Consider the following 18,140-nt stretch of genomic DNA (forward strand, 5'->3'; position numbering starts at 1 on the left):
GACTCCGTAGATCCTATTTGGTTTCCGCATTTATCGTCATAAATGCGATCTAGTGGGGCGCGGGCATACCAGCTAGTGGGCGCGGGCGTACCAACGACCCTCCGCGCTGCGATCCAGCGACAGCGGCACGCCGAACGTCTGCGACAGGTGGTCGGGGGTCATCACGTGCTCCAGCGGCCCCTGGGCCACCACGGAGCCGTGCCGCAGCAGCAGCCCGTGCGTGAACCCGCTGGGCACCTCCTCCACGTGATGCGTCACCAGCACCAGCGTCGGCGAACGGTAGTCGCTCGCCAGCACCGACAGGCGGCGCACCAGGTCTTCCCGCCCGCCCAGGTCGAGCCCGGCGGCGGGCTCGTCGAGCAGCAGCATCTCGGGATCGGGCATGAGCGCGCGGGCGATCTGGACCCGCTTGCGCTCCCCCTCCGACAGGGTGCCGAAGCGCCGCCTGATCAGGTGGGCCGCGCCCATCATGTCGATCAGCTCGACGGCCCGGGTCACGTCGTTGGAGTCGTATTCCTCGGTCCAGCGGCCCATGATCCCGTAGGAGGCCGTCAGGACGAGATCGATGACCTTCTCCTCGGGCGGGATGCGCTCGGCCAGCGCGGCGCTCGCCAGCCCGATCCGTGGCCGCAGGTCGAACACGTCCGCCTGCCCCAGCCGCTCGCCCAGCACCTCGACCACACCGTCACTCGGATAGAGCAACGTGGCCGCGACCTGCAGCAACGTGGTCTTCCCCGCGCCGTTGGGCCCGATGACGACCCACCGCTCGTCCTCGTTGACCGTCCAGTCGATGCCGCGCAACAGGGCCGCTCCGTCGCGCCTGACGGCGACGTCCTGGAGCCGCAGCACCTGACCACCCATCCCCGATACCTCCTTAGGAGTCACCCTCGGGACAAACCTATTGCAGGGCGAGCGCTTATCGTGGATCGGTGCGCCCTGAATCGCCTGTCTGTCCCTCCCTGGTCGCCTGGGGTAACGCCTGGCTCGCGGGTCATGTCGGCCTCGATGAGGCGGCTGACCACGTGGAAGCCGCCGGCGGGCCCGCCGTGGCGGGCGACGTTCCCTTGCGTAAATACCTCGCAAATCTCCGCGTCGGCGGACTGACCGAACTCCGTCTTGCCCTGCCCGCGCCCGGCGACCCGCTGGGGTTGTCGGGGCCGGCGACGTTCAACTCGGCGGCGGTCGATGTCGGGCAGGCCGCGATCGCGGTGCTCGGCGACCGCAACGTCGGCCTGGTGCCGGGTCCTGACCGGCGCGGGTCGTCCTATGTCGGGGTACGTCTGGAACTGCACGACTCCGGCCCCGTACGCCATGACCTGCCGTCGCTGGCCGAGGCGGAGCGGGAGCTGTCCGACGCCATTCGCTCGGCCACCGAGGCGCTGACCTCGGTGGACGGGCCCGTCCAGGCCCGGCCGAACGGTGGCGGGCGTGGCGGCGAACTCGCGCCCGGTTATCCGGCCCGCGCACACCGCGTCTCGGCCCTCGCCACACGCCTGGCCGCCGTGCTGCGCCTGACCTACGAACGCGGCCTCACCTCAGGCCAGATCGCCGCCCGCGACACGGCCCTGCGCGAACTGGATCGAGCGGTACGCCGCGCGCTCGTGGCCGCCCACCACGCCATCTTCGAACCGGTCAGAAGCTAGACACGCCTCCCGTACGCACGGCAGCACCAAGCCCTGCCACATCCCCGAAGGGAAGCCCTCCTCCCGAACGGAACCCTCTTCCCGAAGGGCCCGACTCCTCCCGGAGGGCGCCACTCCCCGGGAAGGGGACCGTCCTCCCGAAGAGGCCGCTCCTCTCGACAGGGTCCCTTCCCGAAGGAGACCGTCCCCCGGAGGAGACCGGTCCCCCGAAGGGGACCCTTCCTTTCCTCGAAAGGACCCCGGCCGAAGTGCGGCGGGATAGGACGAGAGGGCAGGTCGAAGGTCGGGCCTAGCCTGTCGAAGGTCAGGCCAGGCCGTGCCGCACCGCGTACAGGGCAGCCTGGGTGCGGTCCTGGACGCCGAGCTTCATCAGCACGTTAGAGACATGGGTCTTGACCGTCTTCTCAGCCACCGCCAGGCTCCTGGCGATCTCCCGGTTCGACCGCCCGGCCGCGATGAGCGCCAGGACCTCCCGCTCCCGCTCGGTCAGCGGCGCAGGCCCAGGCACACCCCCGTTGACCGAGGCCGCCAGCACGGCCTCCGCCGCCTCGGGCGCGAGCAGCACCTGCCCCCCGTGCACCGCGCGTACGGCCTGGACCAGCGCCGTCGGATCGACATCCTTGTACAGGAACCCAGAAGCCCCCGCCCGCATCGCCGGCCCCACGTCCGACCGATCGCTCACCGAGGTCAGCACGATCACCCTGGTCGCGGAGCCGGCCAGCCGTTCCAGCGCCCCGATCCCGTCGAGCACCGGCATCTTCAGATCAAGCAGCAGCACATCGGGCGACAGCTCCCCGGTCAGCTCCACGGCCTGCGCCCCGTCGCCCGCCTCCCCGACGACCGTGATGTCGTCCTGGAGGTCGAGAAACGTCCGCAACCCCTGCCGCACCACCGGATGATCGTCGGCGATCAGCACCCGGATCACACGCCCACCTCCACGCGCACGGTGGTGCCGCCGCCACGTACGGACTCCACGGTCATGACGCCTCCCACCGACTCCGCCCTGTCGCGCATCGACACCAGGCCGAGCCCGCGCGACTCGGCCTGCTCGAACCCGATCCCGTCGTCGCGCACGGTCAGCGCCAGTTTGCCGTCCTCGAAGGCCAGCCGCACGGTCACGCTCCGCGCCTCCGAGTGCCGCAGCGCGTTGTGCAGCGCCTCCTGGGCCACCCGCAGCACCGCCACCTCGACCGCCGACTCCAGCGGCGGCAGCTCGGCGCACTCGAACGTCACCAGGGACGGGTGCAACCGGTCGAGCATGCGTACGTGCTTGCGCAGCGTCTCGGACAGCCCGTGCCGGTCGAGCTCGGCCGGCCGCAGCTCGACGATGACCGCCCGCAGCTCCGCGAGGGCCTCGCCGGCCAGCCGCTGGACGCGTTCGATCTCCACAGCCGCCTTGTCCGGGGCCTTGTCCAGCATCACGCCCGCGGCCTGCGCGGTGAGCCTGAGCGAGAACAGCTTCTGCGTGACCGCGTCGTGCAGCTCCCTGGCCACCCGGTTGCGCTCCTCCAGCATGGCCAGCTCCCGGCCGCGCTCGTAGAGCCTGGCGTTGGCCAGCGCGATCGCGGCGTGCGCGGCGAACAGCGTGAGCAGGTCCTGGTCCTCCTGGGTGAACCCGCCCGGCCGGCGCTTGTTGGCCAGGAAGATGATGCCCAGCACCTGCTCCCCGTCGCGGATGGGCACGCCGAGGAAGTCCTTCATCACCGGGTGCGCCTTCGGCCACCATTCGAACCTGGGGTCCTTGCGCAGGTCGGGCAGCCTGGCGGGGGTGCCGTCGCGGAGCATCGCGCCGAGCATGCCATGCTGGCGGGGCAGCGGCCCGATGGCGTCCCACTGCTTGTCGGTCAGCCCTTCGGCGACGAACTCGGCGAACGAGCCGTCCTCGTCGGGCACGCCGAGCGCGGCGTAGCGGGCGTCGAGGAGGCGCTGCGCCGAGCGTACGATGACCTGCAGCACCTCACGGACCGACAGGTGGCGGGTGACCGCGAGCACCGCGGAGCTCACCGCCTGCAGGATCTCGTTCCGGTCCGTGGTCACGGCCCCACTCTAGCCACGGCCGGTCCTAGGACGATGTGCCGAGATCGGGCCCAGACCTGCGCCCGATGTACGCCGCCCGCCGCGTTCCTACCGTCGAAACCATGACGAAGACAGCCATCATCACCGGTGCTTCCCGCGGACTCGGCCTCGCCCTGGCGAGGTCCCTGGCGGCCGCGGGCTGGAATCTCGTACTCACCGCCCGCGGCGCGGACGACCTGGAGCGGGTCGCCGCCGAGCTGGGCGCCACCGCCATCCCCGGCGACGTGACGGATCGGGAACACCTCCAGCGGCTGGCCAGGGCGGCGCCCGAGCTGGACCTGCTGGTCAACAACGCCAGCGACCTGGGGGTGACCCCGCTGCCGCCGCTGGCGGGCTACCCGCTGGAGGCGTTCAGGGTGCTGCTGGAGACGAACGTGACCGCTCCCCTCGCCCTCATCCAGGCCACGCTGCCCGCGCTGCGCGCCGCCGGCGGCTCGATCGTGAACATCACCTCGGACGCGGCCACGGGGGCGTACGAGGGCTGGGGCGGCTACGGCGCCACCAAGGCCGCACTGGAGCAGCTCTCCAACGTGCTGTCGGCCGAGGAGCCCGGGTTGCGCGTCTGGTGGGTCGATCCGGGCGAGATGAACACCCGCATGCTCGCCGACGCCGTCGGCGCCGATGAGGCCGCGGCCGCCGCCGACCCGGCCAAGGTGGCTACGGCGCTGTACGACCTGGTCGACTCCCGTCCCGCCAGCGGCAAAGTGAGCCTGCAATGACCGCGGCGCTCGACTTCTCGCTGCCGCCCGGCCTGTCGGCCCACGAGCCGCCCGAGGCCAGGGGCATGGCGCGGGACGCGGTCCGTCTCATGGTCTCGCGCGGCGATCTCGATCCCGCGCACCACCACTTCAGCGACCTGCCGAACCTGCTCGACCCCGGTGACCTGATCGTCGTCAACAACTCGGCGACGCTGCCCGCGGCTGTCCGGCTCGACCGGCTCGCCGTGCACTTCTCCACCGTCGCGCGGGACGGCACGTGGCTGGTGGAGCTGCGCCGCCGTACCGCCAAGGGGTCCGAGCCCTATGGCGGGGGCGAGCCGGGCGAGTGGCTGCCGATGCCGGGTCGGGCCACGCTGCGGCTCATCGAGCGGGAGACGCCGCGGTTGTGGCGGGCGGTGCTCGACCGGGACGTGGAGGCGTACCTGCGGGTGCACGGGGCGCCGATCCGCTACTCGTACGTGGAGCGGGACTGGCCGATCGAGGCGTACCAGACGGTGTTCGCGACGGTGCCTGGCAGCGCGGAGATGCCGAGTGCGGCGCGGCCGTTCACCGCCGATCTGGTGACGGCGCTGGTGGCGCGCGGGATCGGGATCGCGCCGATCACCCTGCACACGGGGGTGGCCTCGCCGGAGAAGGACGAGCCGCCCTACGCCGAGCGGTACGAGGTGCCGGCGGCCACGGCCCGGCTGGTGAACCTGGCCAGGCAGAACGGCGGGCGGGTGGTGGCGGCGGGCACCACCGTCGTCCGCGCCCTGGAGACGGCCGTGGGCGCGAACGGGCTGGTCACCGCCGCCCAGGGCTGGACCGGGCACGTCGTCACGCCTGAGAGTGGCGTACGAGCCGTCACGGGCCTGATCACGGGCCTGCACGAGCCGCGTTCGAGCCATCTGCTCATGCTGACCGCCGTCGCGGGCGAACCGGCACTGGCCCGCGCCTACGAAGAGGCGCTACGGAACGGATACCTGTGGCACGAGTTCGGTGACACACACCTGATTCTGCAGAAATAAGCTTTACTTAGATTTTGCGGTTGTGATAGGAAAAGCCGACATTTACGCGGGGGCTAAGTGTGCCGTGCCCCCGCGCCACTTCCTTCCCGGAGACCTCTCTAATGCGCTATTCCCTGCCTAAGGCCGCCTCTCTTGCTTTGCTCGCGGGCGCCCTGCTGCTTCCGGCCGTGCCCGCCTCCGCCACGACCGTGACGAACACCGCGGCCGTCCTGGACGACCCGTTCTCCGTGTTCAAGGTCTCGGTCAAGGCGCCGAAGACGGCCAAGGCCGGCGGCAACCTCACCTACAAGATCTCCGCCGTCAACACCGGCCCGCACTCCGCGGACGCCTGGTTCGTCGGTGGCGAGTTCCCCAAGGGCGTTGATCTGAAGAAGATCCGTTACGCCTCCAGCGTCGCCAAGACCGAGTGCTTCGGCGAGGGTCGTGCGTTCTTCTGCTACGCGCCCAAGGTCCTCGAAAAGGGCGATGGCGTCACCCTGGCCTTCTACACGAAGCTCAAGAAGAACGCCAAGGGCGCGCAGAAGGCGACGCTCGGCATCATCTCTTATGACGTTCAGCAGGGCATGGAGGACATGAGCAAGGAAGAGCTCGACCGCCTCGGCATTCCCGTGAACGGCTACCCGAAGTCGGTCACGACCAAGGTCGTCCGCTAGTCCTGTAGCCACTGCGCCCGGGCCCTAATGCCCAACCTGCTTCGCGAGCACCGGACCGGGCGCAGTACCGTGGCTGGATGTGGACCAGCGCACCCTCCTGATCACTTTGACCGGCCCAGACCGCCCGGGCGTCACTTCGCGCCTTTTCTCCGTCTTGTCGAAGTTCCCGGTGACCGTCTCGGACATCGAGCAGGTCGTCATCCGAGGCCGGCTCACGCTCGGCGTACTCGTCGCCTACGCGGGCGGCCCGTCGACCGGCACCGGCACCACCCTCGGCGCCATGTGGACCGCCATCGAGCGCATCGCCGAGGACCTCGGTTTGGAGGTGGAGCTCTCCACCGGATCCCAGGCCAAGGAGCAGCGCCGCCGCGGCCGTCTGTCGGTCAGCGTCCTGGGCGCCACGCTCCAGCCGGCCGCCATCGCGGGCATCGCCGGCCGCATCGCCGCCGCCGGCGCGAACATCGACCGCATCGAACGCCTCGCCCAGTGGCCCGTCACCTGCATCGAGCTGTCCGTCTCCGGCGCCGACCCCGACGCCCTGCGCGTGGAGCTGGCCGCCGAGGCCGCCGCGCAAGAGGTCGACGTGGCCGTGCAGCGCACCGGCCTGTCGCGGCGGGCCAAGCGGCTCATCGTCATGGACGTCGACTCGACCCTCATCCAGGGCGAGGTCATCGAGCTGCTGGCGGCGCACGCGGGCTGTCTGGAGGAGGTCGCCCGGGTCACCGAGGAGGCCATGCGCGGCGAGCTCGACTTCGCCGAGTCCCTGCGGCGCCGGGTGGCGCTGCTCGAAGGGTTGCCTGCCGCGGTGTTCGACCAGGTGCGCAAGGAGGTCGTGCTCACGCCCGGCGCCCGCACGCTGGTGCGCACCCTCAAGCGGCTCGACTACCGCTTCGCCATCGTCAGCGGCGGGTTCACGCAGATCACCGACGGGCTCGTGGCCGAGCTCGGCATCGACTACTCCGCCGCGAACGTCCTGGAGGTCGTCGACGGGCGGCTCACCGGGCGGGTCGAGGGCGAGATCGTGGACCGGCCCGGCAAGGCGCGCGCGCTGGAGCGGTTCGCCCGCGAGGCGCACCTGCCGATCTCCCAGACGGTGGCCATCGGCGACGGGGCCAACGACCTGGACATGATCGCGGCCGCCGGGCTGGGCATCGCGTTCAACGCCAAGCCGGTGGTGCGGCAGGCGGCCGACACCGCGGTCAACACGCCCTACCTCGACTCCATCCTCTACCTGCTGGGGATCTCGCGTGACGAGGTCGAGGCGGCGGACGCGGAGGACGTACTCGCGATTCAGTGAGCCTTGGGGTTCTAGTGGGGTTCAGTGTGCTTTGGGGTCCCAGTGCGTGACGAGGCGCCCCTGGCCGGGGTGGACGTCCTCCCACGCGGACTCCAGCTCGATCACCGCGAACGCGCCCGGCCTGAACACGTAGTCGCCGCCGGCCAGCCCCAGGGCCAGCTCGTGCACCCCGGGGTTGTGCCCGCAGAGCACGACGGTGCTCAGGCCGGGGTCGGAGCGGCGGACGAGGGCGAGCAGTTCGTCCGGGTACGCCTCGTAGATGTCGCGCTCGTAGCTGATCTCCGTCTCGGGGAAGGCGATCTCCGCGGTGCGCTTGGTCCTGAGCGCCGGCGAGCACAGCACCGCCTCCGGGGCCAGCCCGGCCGCCCTGATCTCGTCGCCCGCGCGTTTCGCGTCGCGCTCACCCCGGTCCGTCAGTGGCCGCTCGCGGTCGGCCAGGCCGGGAACCTGGGCGGCTTTCGCGTGACGCAGCACAATCAGAGTCCGCACCAGATCATCCCCTCGATGCCCAGATGGCCAGCCCTACGATCACGGCCAGGATGGCGAGCATCGCCAGCAGGATGTAACCCAGGGCCTTCCCGCCGCTGGGCCGCTGTTCGTCGTTCACGGGCCCAGTTTCCCATCGTGGGTCGCCGGCACGAAAAGCGGGACGCCCGCCCCCTGTTGCCGGGGGGCGGGCGCCGCGGGTGTCGCTGTCAGGACGCCACGGGCTCCTGCTCGCGGTTGTTGTTGTTACTGGCCGGCTCATTGGTCACCGAGCGCCGCTTCGACACGATGATCGCGCCGACCACCACGCCGACCGCCAGCACGGTGATGCCGATGCGCACGGCCGGGTTGCCCGCGTACATCACCACGGCCGGCGCCACCAGCAGCGCCACCAGGTTCATCACCTTGATCAGCGGGTTGATGGCCGGGCCCGCCGTGTCCTTGAACGGGTCGCCGACCGTGTCGCCGATGACCGTGGCCGCGTGGGCCTCGGAGCCCTTGCCGCCGTAGTGACCGTCCTCGACGAGCTTCTTGGCGTTGTCCCAGGCGCCGCCGGAGTTCGACAGGAAGACGGCCATCAGCGTGCCGCAGGCGATGGCCCCTGCCAGGAACGCGCCCAGCGGGGCGTATCCGAGCGCGAAGCCGACCGCGATCGGCGTCATGACCGCCAGCAGGCCGGGCGTGGCCAGCTCGCGCAGCGAGTCGCGGGTACAGATGTCGACGACGCGGCCGTAGTCGGGCAACTCGGTGCCGTCCATGATGCCGGGCTTGCTGCGGAACTGGTCGCGTACCTCGAAGACCACCCGCATCGCGGCCCGGCCGACCGCCGAGATCGCCAGCCCCGAGAACAGGAACACGACCGCGGCTCCGATGAGGAGCCCGACCAGGACGTTCGGCTGGTCGATGCTGAGGCTGAAAGTGGAGAAGTGGCCGAGCGCGGCCTTGGCCGCCGCGCTGGCCGCCGCGAGCTCGCTCTCCACGGCGGTACGGAAGGCGCCGAACAGCGCCGTGGCCGCCAGCACGGCCGTGGCGATGGCGATGCCCTTGGTGATGGCCTTGGTGGTGTTGCCCACGGCGTCGAGGCTGGTCAGCACCCGGGCGCCCTCGCCCTCGACGTCGCCGGACATCTCGGCGATGCCCTGGGCGTTGTCGGAGACCGGGCCGAAGGTGTCCATGGAGACGATGACGCCGACCGTGGTGAGCAGGCCGGTGCCCGCCAAGGCGACCGCGAACAGCGCGATCGTCACGTTCCCGAACCCGAGCAGGAACGCGCCGTAGACCGCGCCGCCGATGATCAGGGCCGAGTAGACCGCCGACTCCAGACCGACGCTGATGCCGGCCAGGATGACGGTGGCGGGGCCGGTGGCCGAGCTCTCGCCGATCTCGCGTACGGGGCGGCGGTTGGTCTCGGTGAAGTAGCCGGTGAGCAACTGGATGGCGCTGGCCAGCACCAGGCCGATGAGCACCGCGCCGATGGCGATGAGCCTCGGGTCGGCGTCGGAGTTGGTGACGGTGGAGCCGGTCAGGCCGCTGAAGGTGCTCGGCAGGTACCAGAACGCCGCCGCGGCCACCAGGACGGCCGAGATGCCGGCCGAGAGGAAGAAGCTGCGGTTGATCGCGGCCATGCCGTTGCGGTCTTTGTCGCGCATCCCGGTGACGAAGATGCCGATGATCGCCGTGATCACACCGATCATCGGGACGATGAGGGGGAAGATCAGCCCCTCCTCGCCGAAGGCCGCCCGGCCCAGGATCAGGCTGGCTACCAGCATGACCGCGTACGACTCGAAGAGGTCGGCGGCCATGCCCGCGCAGTCGCCGACGTTGTCGCCCACGTTGTCGGCGATGGTGGCGGCGTTGCGCGGGTCGTCCTCGGGAATGCCCTGCTCGACCTTGCCGACCAGGTCGGCGCCCACGTCGGCGGCCTTGGTGAAGATGCCGCCGCCGACTCGCATGAACATCGCCAGCAGCGCCGCCCCGAACCCGAACCCTTCGAGCACGCTGGGCGCGTCACCCTGGTAGATGAAGACGACGACGGCGGCGCCGAGCAGGCCGAGGCCCACCGTGAACATGCCCGCCACGCCACCGGTACGGAACGCGACACGCATGGCGCGCTTCTCGCCCACGTCCTTGGCCGCGGCGGCGACACGGACGTTTCCGCGTACGGCCAGCCACATGCCCATGAATCCGGTCAGCGCGGAGAACACCGCTCCGACCACGAAGAAGATCGAACGTCCGATACGTACGTCGGCTTCTCCTGGTAGCAGGAGCAACAGGAAGGGAATGACGACGACGAAGATCGCCAATGTGCGGAATTGTCGGGTCAGATAGGCGGCGGCGCCTTCCTGTACGGCGCGCGCGATGTTCTGCATTCGTTCGGTGCCCGCGTCGGCGGACAGCACTTCACGCACCAATCCGCCGGCGACGGCTAGCGCGATCAGTGCGACCGCGGCGACCACGATCACAATGGTGAGATTGTTTCCGCTCAGGACCAGATTTGACGCTGGCTCCGCTGCCAGCAAGTGCCTGCTCATCGTTCTCCTCGGCAAGACCGGTCGTCCTGCCCGGGCGGTGCTGCGGCTCTCCTCGGCGGGTGTTGCGGCACCATCCGGGTTGTGGGTGCCGCTTCCGGTTGAATCCGCGTTCCGCCGGATCACCTTGGCCGGTGCCGGGAGTCTACGCAGGCACTCCGCGGATATGAAGGCTCTCGCGGCCGCTAATTATGCGAACGTCCAGTAATCCCCTGCCAGTGACCCGGTTTGTGATCTGACAAGCGAAATTTCCGTTGCTTTACGGCCACAGCAAGCCCCAATAACGGCCCGACCGAAACCAGGGCGGGATGGGATGTCGCAAAAGGTGATCTTGGGATGGGGGCGGAGGGGGCACGATGACGTGGGAGCGCGCCCACACCCCACAAGCGCCCCACTACCGAAAACCCCGCAAAGCCCCGACGCACCTAGCGCCCAAAAGGTACCTTCTCCACCCACCCCCCGACGCCCAATCCCCAAAGAACGCCCGCACCCACGCCGCTGAGCAGGTCCCATTGAACAGGCGCGCTGAGCACACCTCACTGAGCACACCTCACTGAGCGGGTTCTCCTTGAGCGCCCCGCTGAGCGCCCCTCACTGCGCAGGTCCCCCCTGAGCACACCTCACTGCGCAGGTCCCCTGAACACGCCTTGCTGGGCGCATCTTCCTGGGCAGATCCCACTGATCACGCCCGCTGAGCACACGTCACTGATCACGTCCCACGCCAGGCGCCCCACCACCACGCGTCGCTCACCACCACAAGCCCTGCGGCTGCCAGGCCCCACCAACGCATGCCCACCACACAGTCACACGTCCGCACCACCCACCCATGGCCACCCACCCACGGCCGCACGCCCCGCCGCCTCGCCACAGCCCGCACGCCCGCCGTCTCGCCACGGCCCCCGCTGTCTTGTCACGGTCACAGGCACACCTATACGGCCGCCACCACATGCCCGCTGTGTCTCCGCCGCTGGCGCGTCCGCCACATGGCGGTGCTCCTAAGCAGATGCCTATGGCAATGCTCACTCAGGGCCACGACAGGGCACCGTCACCTGCCTGCCACACGTCCACCACCGCGCGCTCGCCCGCCCCAGCGCCACCGGCGCGCCACACCGCCCCCGCGCAGGCGTGCACGCCCCTACACGCCCCTACCTGCCGCACGCCCGCCCACGGCTGCTCTGGACCCGCTGCCTTCCGCATGCCACACGCCCATGGCCGCACCCGCCCGCCGCGTCACCGGCAGCGCGTTCGCCAGCCACCGCAGGCTCACCAGCGCCCGCCACACACCCGCAGCATCGCCGCACACCGGCAACGGACCCCAGCCATGGAACGGCCACTCCTGCCTGGCCATGGCACGCCCACCCATGTCTGACCCATGGCCCCAGAGGCCTCAAGCAGAGGCCTCAAGCAGAGGCCCCCAAGGTGCCGGGCAACGCCCTTACAGCGCGCCTCAGGCCCACGTGTGAGGGAAACCACGGTTGCCGGACGCCGTTACGGCGGCCGGCCACGTGCGGGTCAGAGGGCGTTTTCCTGGAGGCCCTCAGCCATGGTCGGCGGGTGGCGCCCACTCGGCCCGCCGTACAAGAAGGATGTTCTTGTAAAGCACGAGAGCCGTCAGACGCCCACAGCGGCGGGCCAGCTCATGCGAATGTTCGTCCCCTTGGGGCTGGGAAAGACCTGAACGTCATCCGCCAGGCCCTCAATGACCGCAATGCCGAAGTTCGACATGAAGGAGTCAGAGAGCATGCCCAGGTCGAGGGGTTGTTCTTGCTTGATCTCATCGCTGGGGGCCTGATCGCTGACCGTAACTTCGAAGCGCCCGGAATCGTCTCGGAGCTCGATGCGGATCGGCTCGCCCGGACAGTGGGCACGATGTGCCTCGACTGCCCGGGAACACGCCTCGCCCACAGCGAGCCTGACCTCGTCCAGCAAGGACTCCTCCACGCCGGTGCGGCGGGCGATCGCCGTCGCCACCAGCCGTGCGGTCCGCACGTGCGCAGGGAGTGCGCTGAACGTCAGTTCGACGGTAGCCATGCTACTTGTCTTTGCCGTGAGCTTCCTTGGCCTCGTCGACCGAAGCGTAGATCCCGAAGACCTTGGTCAGACCGGTGATCCGGAAGATCTTGAGGATGCGCTCCTGGGTGCAGACCAGCTCGAGCGAGCCGTCGTGCGCGCGAACCCGCTTGAGCCCCCCGACCAGGACGCCGAGGCCCGTGGAGTCGAGGAAGTCGACCTTCTCCATGTTGACGAGAAGGTGGAAGTTGCCCTTGTTCACCAGGTCGATGAGGAGCTCACGCAATCTCGGCGCCGTGTAGACATCGATCTCACCTTCGACCTCCACGATGGTGAGTCGGTCTTCGGTGCGGTGATCCAACTTCAGATCCACAGATCCTCCAGCGCCTCGCCTGCGAAAGTACTCTTGCGGGCCTGGCAATCTGGAGCGTGGCCCCAGACTGTCCGACCCTGACGCGCGGCATTCAACCACGCGCCTGGCTTGTGTCTATACGAAATCACGATTCCCGGCGACTTTGCCCATCGATGCAAGACTGGAAACAGTGACTTCCTCCGCATCCTCCCCACAACAGGCAGGTCCACTCCTCCACCACCTGCTCGGCGTTCCCGCACGTCATGAGCGTGTCACCCATGTGGAGCATGTTCCAGCACGTCAGGCGGGTCAAGTCCAATGGCCCAACTGGACCCCCGACATACTTGTTACGCGCTTGGCGAACCGCGGGGTTACAGGACTCTGGCCTCACCAGTACGAAGCCGCCGACCTGGCATTTCGTGGCCGAAACGTGATCATCTCAACGGGCACCGCGTCCGGGAAGTCGCTGGCGTACCTCACTCCGGCGCTCGCCTCTTGTCTCGACGGCGGCACGATCCTGTACCTGACGCCGACGAAGGCCCTGGCCGCCGACCAGCTCCGGGGGCTGCGCGAGCTGCGCCTCACCCAGGTCCGCGCGGCCTGCTTCGACGGCGACACGCCGTTCGAGGAACGTACGTGGGTACGCAAACATGCCAACTACGTCCTGACAAATCCGGACATGCTCCACCGAGGCATCCTTCCGCGCCACGCCCAGTGGTCGACGTTCTTCCGCCGTCTGCGCATGATCGTCGTGGACGAGTGCCACGGCTATCGCGGCGTCTTCGGCTCACACGTCGCCCAGATCCTGCGCCGCCTGCGCCGCGTCTGCGCCCGCTACGGCTCGGAGCCCACGTTCCTGCTCGCCTCGGCGACGGCCAGCGAGCCGGGGGCGTTCGCCATGAGGCTGACGGGGCTTGAGATGGACGAGGTGACGGTGGACGCCTCTCCGAAGGGTTCGACCACCATCGCGCTGTGGGAGCCGCCCCTGACGGAGTTGCGGGGCGAGGGAGGGGCTCCGGTACGGCGCACGGCGACGGCGGAGGCGGCGGACCTGCTGGCGGACCTGGTGCTGGCGGACGTACGCACACTCGCCTTCGTACGCAGCCGCCGGGGAGCGGAAACGGTCGCCCTGTCCGCCCGCGCCAAACTGGCCGACGTCGCCTTCTCCCTCCCCTTCACCCCCGCCCCCCGCCCCAGCGGCCAGCCGATCAGCCCGGCAGACCCCGCCACCCTTCCCCAGACGGCCACCACCCCCAGCCCTGCCACCGAACCCGAGACCAGCGCGACCACCGACCCCAGCACCGGGCCGAACAACCCGACCCCCGACAACCGGCCAGAGGGCCCCGTCACCACCTCCGGCAACCGGCCGGATAACGCGACCACCGCCACCGGCAACCAGCCGAGCAACGCAACCACCGGCAACCGGCCGGACAGCCCAATCGCCACCTCCGGCTACCTTCCTGGCGGCCCTGCCACCACGTCCGGCAACCTTCCGGACAGCCCAGCACGGCCACACGACGACGCAACCGCCCAGAACCCGACCACCACCACCTCCGGCGACGTTCCGGACAGCCCGACACGACCGGAGGACGGCGCGGCCGCCCGGAGCCCGCTCACCTGGGCGCTCCCGGACGCCCCCGAGCCGGACTGGGCCGACCTCCCCAACAAGATCGCCGCCTACCGAGCCGGCTATCTCGCGGAGGACCGCAGGCTCCTGGAGAAGGCACTCCGCGCAGGCACGATCATGGGCCTGGCCTCCACGAACGCCCTCGAACTCGGCGTCGACGTCTCAGGCCTGGACGCCGTACTGATCGCAGGCTGGCCCGGCACCCGAGCCTCCCTCTGGCAACAGGCGGGCAGGGCGGGCCGCGACGGCCAGGACGCGCTCGCCGTGCTGATCGCCAGAGACGACCCTCTGGACACCTACCTCGTGCACCACCCCCAGGCCCTGTTCGGCCAGCCTGTCGAGGCGATCGTCCTCGACCCCGACAACCCGTACGTCCTGGGCCCTCACCTCTGCGCCGCCGCCGCCGAGATCCCGCTGACCGAGGACGACCTGCCCGTTTTCGGCGCCACCACGTCAGATGTCCTGGCGGATCTCGTCACCCAGGGCCTGCTCAGAAAGCGCCCGGCGGGCTGGTTCTGGACCCGGCGCGAGCGCGCCACCGACCTCGCCGACATCCGGGGCGGCGGAGGCTCCCCCATCCAGGTCGTGGAGTCGTCCACCGGCCGCCTCCTCGGCAGCGTGGACGAGCCCTCCGCCCACACCACCGTCCACACGGGCGCGGTCTACCTCCACCAGGGCGAGACCTTCCTGGTCGAACTCCTCGACCTGGATGCCGGCGTGGCTTTGGTCACCGCCGCCAACCCCGACTACACGACCTTCGCCAGGGACATCACCGACATCTCCATCCTGGCCAGCCAACGCTCCCACCCCCTCGGTCCTGGAACCCTGCACTTCGGCGAGGTAGAGGTCACCCGGCAAGTGGTCTCATACCTCAAAAGACGTCTCCAATCAGGCGAGATGCTCGGCGACGAACCCCTCGAACTGCCGCCCCGCACCCTCCGTACCCGAGCGGTCTGGTGGACCCTGCCAGCGACGGCGGTGGCCCCGCTCGCCGAGGCCGGCATCGACCTCGGCGGTGCCGCCCACGCCGCCGAACACGCCGCCATCGGCCTGCTCCCCCTGTTCGCCACGTGCGACCGCTGGGACATCGGCGGCGTCTCCACGGAACTGCACGCCGACACGGGCCTGCTCACCGTCTTCGTGTTCGACGGCCACGAGGGCGGCGCCGGCTTCGCCGAACGCGGCTACGCCCGCGCCACGGACTGGCTCACGGCGACACGCGAAGCGATCCTGTCCTGCGAATGCGAACGCGGCTGCCCTTCCTGCATCCAATCCCCGAAATGCGGCAACGGCAACGAACCCCTGCACAAAAGAGGCGCCATCCGCCTTCTCAACACTCTCCTGACTCCGCCACCTTCATAAATGACAACCGCGTCTCGGTTCAAAGAGGCAGCGATGCCAGGCCATCCAGCGCTGTACACGTTTCACCGATTCATTTGTGAATCGACATTGAGAAGAATCCGCGCTCAGCTCACGACCTGACAACCCACCAAGCCAGCAATTACCTCTGCTTGACAGAACCTAACTCTCGCTGCCTTGCTGCCGCCGACCGACATAAGCCCGCCCATTTCCCATGGCTTTGTCGTTGCCGCTCGAACCGTTACCGCCAGCCCCACCATCGCCCTCATCATCGGCGGCCCAGAAATCGGCGGCGCCCGGCTGTGGCCGCTCCCAGAATCCGCTGTCCTCCATCGACCGCGGCGACGGCGGTAGATAGTCATCCCAGCGATCCTCAAGCCGTACGTTGATCGGAGCCACGGGAGCCGAAGGCGCGGGGACATCCGTCACTGCCGAACTGGGCAGAGCGATACGTGCGGGCCCCTGCAAAGCGTTTGGAGCCGCCCCCTCCTGAACGACCTCTCGAACATCGTCCTCAAACGCACGAACAGCAGGCACTTCTTTGCGCGGCCGATCGGACAGCCCATACGGCGCCAACCGCTCCGGAGTCTCAACCTTGGCCTTCTCCTCGACCTCGCCGTCGACACGATCAGCCGCTAAGGGCGGCTGAGCCTGAGTCTGCTCAGGCACTCGGGTCTTGGCCACCGCCAAAATCACAGCAGGCCGCCGACGCGCCGTCGCGGCGAGCGCGGCACCGGCATCCCCCTGCCCGGCCTCCACCCCACCCTTGAAGTTCTTCGCCCCATTCCTGCCACCGCCGGCCCCAGTGCCACCCAACACCCCGGCACCACCTACGACCCCACTGCTCAGCATCCCGGGACCACTGCCCGGCATCCCGGCACCACCTGCGGCCCCGCTACCCAGCACCCCGGCACCACCTGCGGCCCCACTGCCACCCAAAACCCCGGCACCACCTACGCCGTCAGCACCACCCGTTGCTCCAACGCCACCCACTGCCCCTGTTCCAGCTTGCACCCCACCGCTGACCTGCGCCCCAGCGCCGACCCGCATCCCCGAATCGGCCCGGAACCCATGGGCGCCCCTGAAATCATGACCGGTCCGCGCTCCACCTCCCGAGGCCCCACCTCCGGGCACCATGGGGGCCGCCGGCGCGGAGCCACCGCCCCCACCCGAAGCAAGCGCACGCCGACGAGCCCAAGCCCCCGCATGGCCGCCAAGCAGCAACAGGAGAATGCCTCCCGCGACGTAGATTCCGTATTGGCCGATGTTCCCCATGGGGGATTCACTCGATTGAGCCTTTACCCCATCGCTCTGCACGGGGGCGGAATCCGTGCCTTCCTTGGCATCAGCCGGAACCAGGCCGCCATTCTCACCCTGCTCCTCAGCACCCGAATCCGCGGTGGGAATCGGCAGGTTGCCACTCGGATCGGTGTCAGGGATGTCCGGCAGTCTGGAAGTCGTCTGCTTACGGTTCGTCGTTGTCGGCCTGCTCGACGGGAGAGTCCGCTTCTTGGCGGGCAGCGTGGGCAACGCATCGACGTTCTTGGTGTCTCTGCTCTTCGGCGTCTGCTGTGTGCCGGCCGTCTTCTTCGGCTGAGCCGTGGGCGGGGCGGGGAAGGCGACGTACGCGGGCGCCGAGTCATTCGACCCGATCGACCCCCCATCACCGTCTCCCCTGAACGCCTTGACCGTGAACCCCACCTTCTGACCTGCCGCCTTACCAGGCACCGAAAGCGCCGCCTCACAAGACGAACCCGCACAAGCGCTATCGGCCGACAACCGCCCGACAATGCCCGACTGGCTGTTGGAAACCTCATACGACTGCAGGTCCGGCTCGGTTCCCTTACTCCAGGTCACAAGCACCTTGTCGGTGCCCTGCCTACTCGCATTCACGTTGCCCGGCGCCTCGGCAGGCCGCCGCAACTTGAACGTCCGACTGTCGTACCGGGTCCCGGTGATCTCCCCCTTGAGCGTCACGGTGAAGGTCCCGTTAGGAGCACTTCCGGCGTCGAACGTCCCGGAAATCGTCTTGTTCGCCCCGCCTCCAGCGACTTTCTGGGTAGGCATGGACGGCCCTTCGACGTACAGCCCCATGCTCAGTTGCATCAGCCCCGTGCGCGCGGAAACCGTAACCGACGAACCCGACACCACTTCACCATCGGAAGGAGACGTGATCTGCCCGGACGAATCACCTTGCCCAAGAGACCTGGCCTGTGTGGAGAAGCCGGCCTGGCCGGTCACCGTGGCTGCCTGAGCGGCCTCGCCAAGCGCGATGGACGCCGCCACCATGATCCCTGCGGCCATCACTCTGCCGACTACCGTCACGACGCTTCCCTCCATCGAGAGCCTCGCGCCGCCTGACCACCCTCGGGCGCTCACGCGA

Annotated in this window: 14 protein-coding genes; 6 read left to right on the forward strand and 8 right to left on the reverse strand. The window is 69.2% G+C overall.

Annotated elements, in window-relative coordinates:
• Window positions 1-72 precede the first annotated feature (72 nt).
• Window positions 73-861 (reverse strand): ABC transporter ATP-binding protein, encoded by a 789-nt coding sequence (locus C4V41_RS16580; protein ID WP_103956787.1) that lies wholly within the window; start codon window positions 859-861, stop codon window positions 73-75.
• Window positions 862-929: 68 nt separating this feature from the next.
• On the opposite strand from C4V41_RS16580, the gene C4V41_RS16585 reads away from it, so the two are divergent.
• Entirely contained in the window at window positions 930-1,643 is a 714-nt protein-coding gene (locus C4V41_RS16585) for a hypothetical protein (RefSeq protein ID WP_235030166.1), read from the forward strand.
• Window positions 1,644-1,947: 304 nt separating this feature from the next.
• Here the strand turns inward: C4V41_RS16585 and C4V41_RS16590 are convergent, their stop codons facing one another.
• Window positions 1,948-2,568 (reverse strand): response regulator, encoded by a 621-nt coding sequence (locus C4V41_RS16590; protein ID WP_103956788.1) that lies wholly within the window; start codon window positions 2,566-2,568, stop codon window positions 1,948-1,950.
• Window positions 2,565-3,680 (reverse strand): GAF domain-containing sensor histidine kinase, encoded by a 1,116-nt coding sequence (locus tag C4V41_RS16595; protein WP_200824024.1) that lies wholly within the window; start codon window positions 3,678-3,680, stop codon window positions 2,565-2,567. Before C4V41_RS16595 ends, C4V41_RS16590 begins: the two co-directional genes overlap by 4 nt.
• 101 nt (window positions 3,681-3,781) lie before the next feature.
• Here C4V41_RS16595 and C4V41_RS16600 point away from each other — a divergent pair, with 101 nt between their 5' ends.
• From C4V41_RS16600 to serB, 4 genes are all read left to right on the forward strand, one after another.
• Window positions 3,782-4,438 (forward strand): SDR family oxidoreductase, encoded by a 657-nt coding sequence (locus C4V41_RS16600; RefSeq protein WP_103957323.1) that lies wholly within the window; start codon window positions 3,782-3,784, stop codon window positions 4,436-4,438.
• Window positions 4,435-5,445: an S-adenosylmethionine:tRNA ribosyltransferase-isomerase gene (locus tag C4V41_RS16605; RefSeq protein WP_103956789.1), complete on the forward strand. Its 1,011-nt coding sequence runs from the start codon at window positions 4,435-4,437 to the stop codon at window positions 5,443-5,445. The genes C4V41_RS16600 and C4V41_RS16605 overlap by 4 nt, the downstream gene beginning before the upstream one ends.
• 101 nt (window positions 5,446-5,546) lie before the next feature.
• The gene (locus C4V41_RS16610; RefSeq protein ID WP_146103679.1) at window positions 5,547-6,098 is read left to right on the forward strand and encodes a DUF11 domain-containing protein; all 552 of its coding nucleotides are present in this window, start codon (window positions 5,547-5,549) and stop codon (window positions 6,096-6,098) included.
• A gap of 79 nt (window positions 6,099-6,177) precedes the next feature.
• Window positions 6,178-7,395 carry a phosphoserine phosphatase SerB gene (gene serB, locus C4V41_RS16615; protein ID WP_103956791.1) on the forward strand — a complete coding sequence of 406 codons (1,218 nt, stop codon included), beginning with the start codon at window positions 6,178-6,180 and terminating at the stop codon, window positions 7,393-7,395.
• A gap of 21 nt (window positions 7,396-7,416) precedes the next feature.
• Here the strand turns inward: serB and C4V41_RS16620 are convergent, their stop codons facing one another.
• From C4V41_RS16620 to C4V41_RS16635, 4 genes are all read right to left on the reverse strand, one after another.
• Window positions 7,417-7,884 carry a SixA phosphatase family protein gene (locus tag C4V41_RS16620; RefSeq protein ID WP_235030167.1) on the reverse strand — a complete coding sequence of 156 codons (468 nt, stop codon included), beginning with the start codon at window positions 7,882-7,884 and terminating at the stop codon, window positions 7,417-7,419.
• A gap of 206 nt (window positions 7,885-8,090) precedes the next feature.
• Window positions 8,091-10,412 carry a sodium-translocating pyrophosphatase gene (locus C4V41_RS16625; RefSeq protein ID WP_103956793.1) on the reverse strand — a complete coding sequence of 774 codons (2,322 nt, stop codon included), beginning with the start codon at window positions 10,410-10,412 and terminating at the stop codon, window positions 8,091-8,093.
• Window positions 10,413-12,020: 1,608 nt separating this feature from the next.
• Complete coding sequence (locus C4V41_RS16630; RefSeq protein WP_103956794.1) at window positions 12,021-12,440, reverse strand: ATP-binding protein; 420 nt, start codon at window positions 12,438-12,440, stop codon at window positions 12,021-12,023.
• A gap of 1 nt (window position 12,441) precedes the next feature.
• Complete coding sequence (locus C4V41_RS16635; RefSeq protein WP_043629845.1) at window positions 12,442-12,792, reverse strand: STAS domain-containing protein; 351 nt, start codon at window positions 12,790-12,792, stop codon at window positions 12,442-12,444.
• 409 nt (window positions 12,793-13,201) lie between these two features.
• Between C4V41_RS16635 and C4V41_RS16640 the strand changes: the two genes are divergently transcribed.
• Window positions 13,202-15,760 carry a DEAD/DEAH box helicase gene (locus C4V41_RS16640; protein WP_235030168.1) on the forward strand — a complete coding sequence of 853 codons (2,559 nt, stop codon included), beginning with the start codon at window positions 13,202-13,204 and terminating at the stop codon, window positions 15,758-15,760.
• Between the two features lie 159 nt (window positions 15,761-15,919).
• Here C4V41_RS16640 and C4V41_RS60710 read toward each other — a convergent pair whose 3' ends face one another.
• Window positions 15,920-18,082, reverse strand: coding sequence for a fibronectin type III domain-containing protein (locus C4V41_RS60710; protein ID WP_146103680.1), 2,163 nt, complete (start codon window positions 18,080-18,082; stop codon window positions 15,920-15,922).
• Window positions 18,083-18,140 lie beyond the last annotated feature (58 nt).

It is taken from the genome of Nonomuraea solani (genome assembly GCF_900108335.1).
In the GTDB taxonomy this organism is placed as follows: domain Bacteria; phylum Actinomycetota; class Actinomycetes; order Streptosporangiales; family Streptosporangiaceae; genus Nonomuraea; species Nonomuraea solani.

Excerpts from the sequence above, each read along its gene's own strand:
- C4V41_RS16630 (WP_103956794.1), bottom strand. The coding sequence starts at position 12,440 with ATGGCTACCGTCGAACTGACGTTCAGCGCACTCCCTGCGCACGTGCGG.
- C4V41_RS16605 (WP_103956789.1), top strand. The coding sequence starts at position 4,435 with ATGACCGCGGCGCTCGACTTCTCGCTGCCGCCCGGCCTGTCGGCCCAC.
- C4V41_RS16610 (WP_146103679.1), top strand. The coding sequence starts at position 5,547 with ATGCGCTATTCCCTGCCTAAGGCCGCCTCTCTTGCTTTGCTCGCGGGC.
- C4V41_RS16625 (WP_103956793.1), bottom strand. The coding sequence starts at position 10,412 with ATGAGCAGGCACTTGCTGGCAGCGGAGCCAGCGTCAAATCTGGTCCTG.
- C4V41_RS16580 (WP_103956787.1), bottom strand. The coding sequence starts at position 861 with ATGGGTGGTCAGGTGCTGCGGCTCCAGGACGTCGCCGTCAGGCGCGAC.
- C4V41_RS16600 (WP_103957323.1), top strand. The coding sequence starts at position 3,782 with ATGACGAAGACAGCCATCATCACCGGTGCTTCCCGCGGACTCGGCCTC.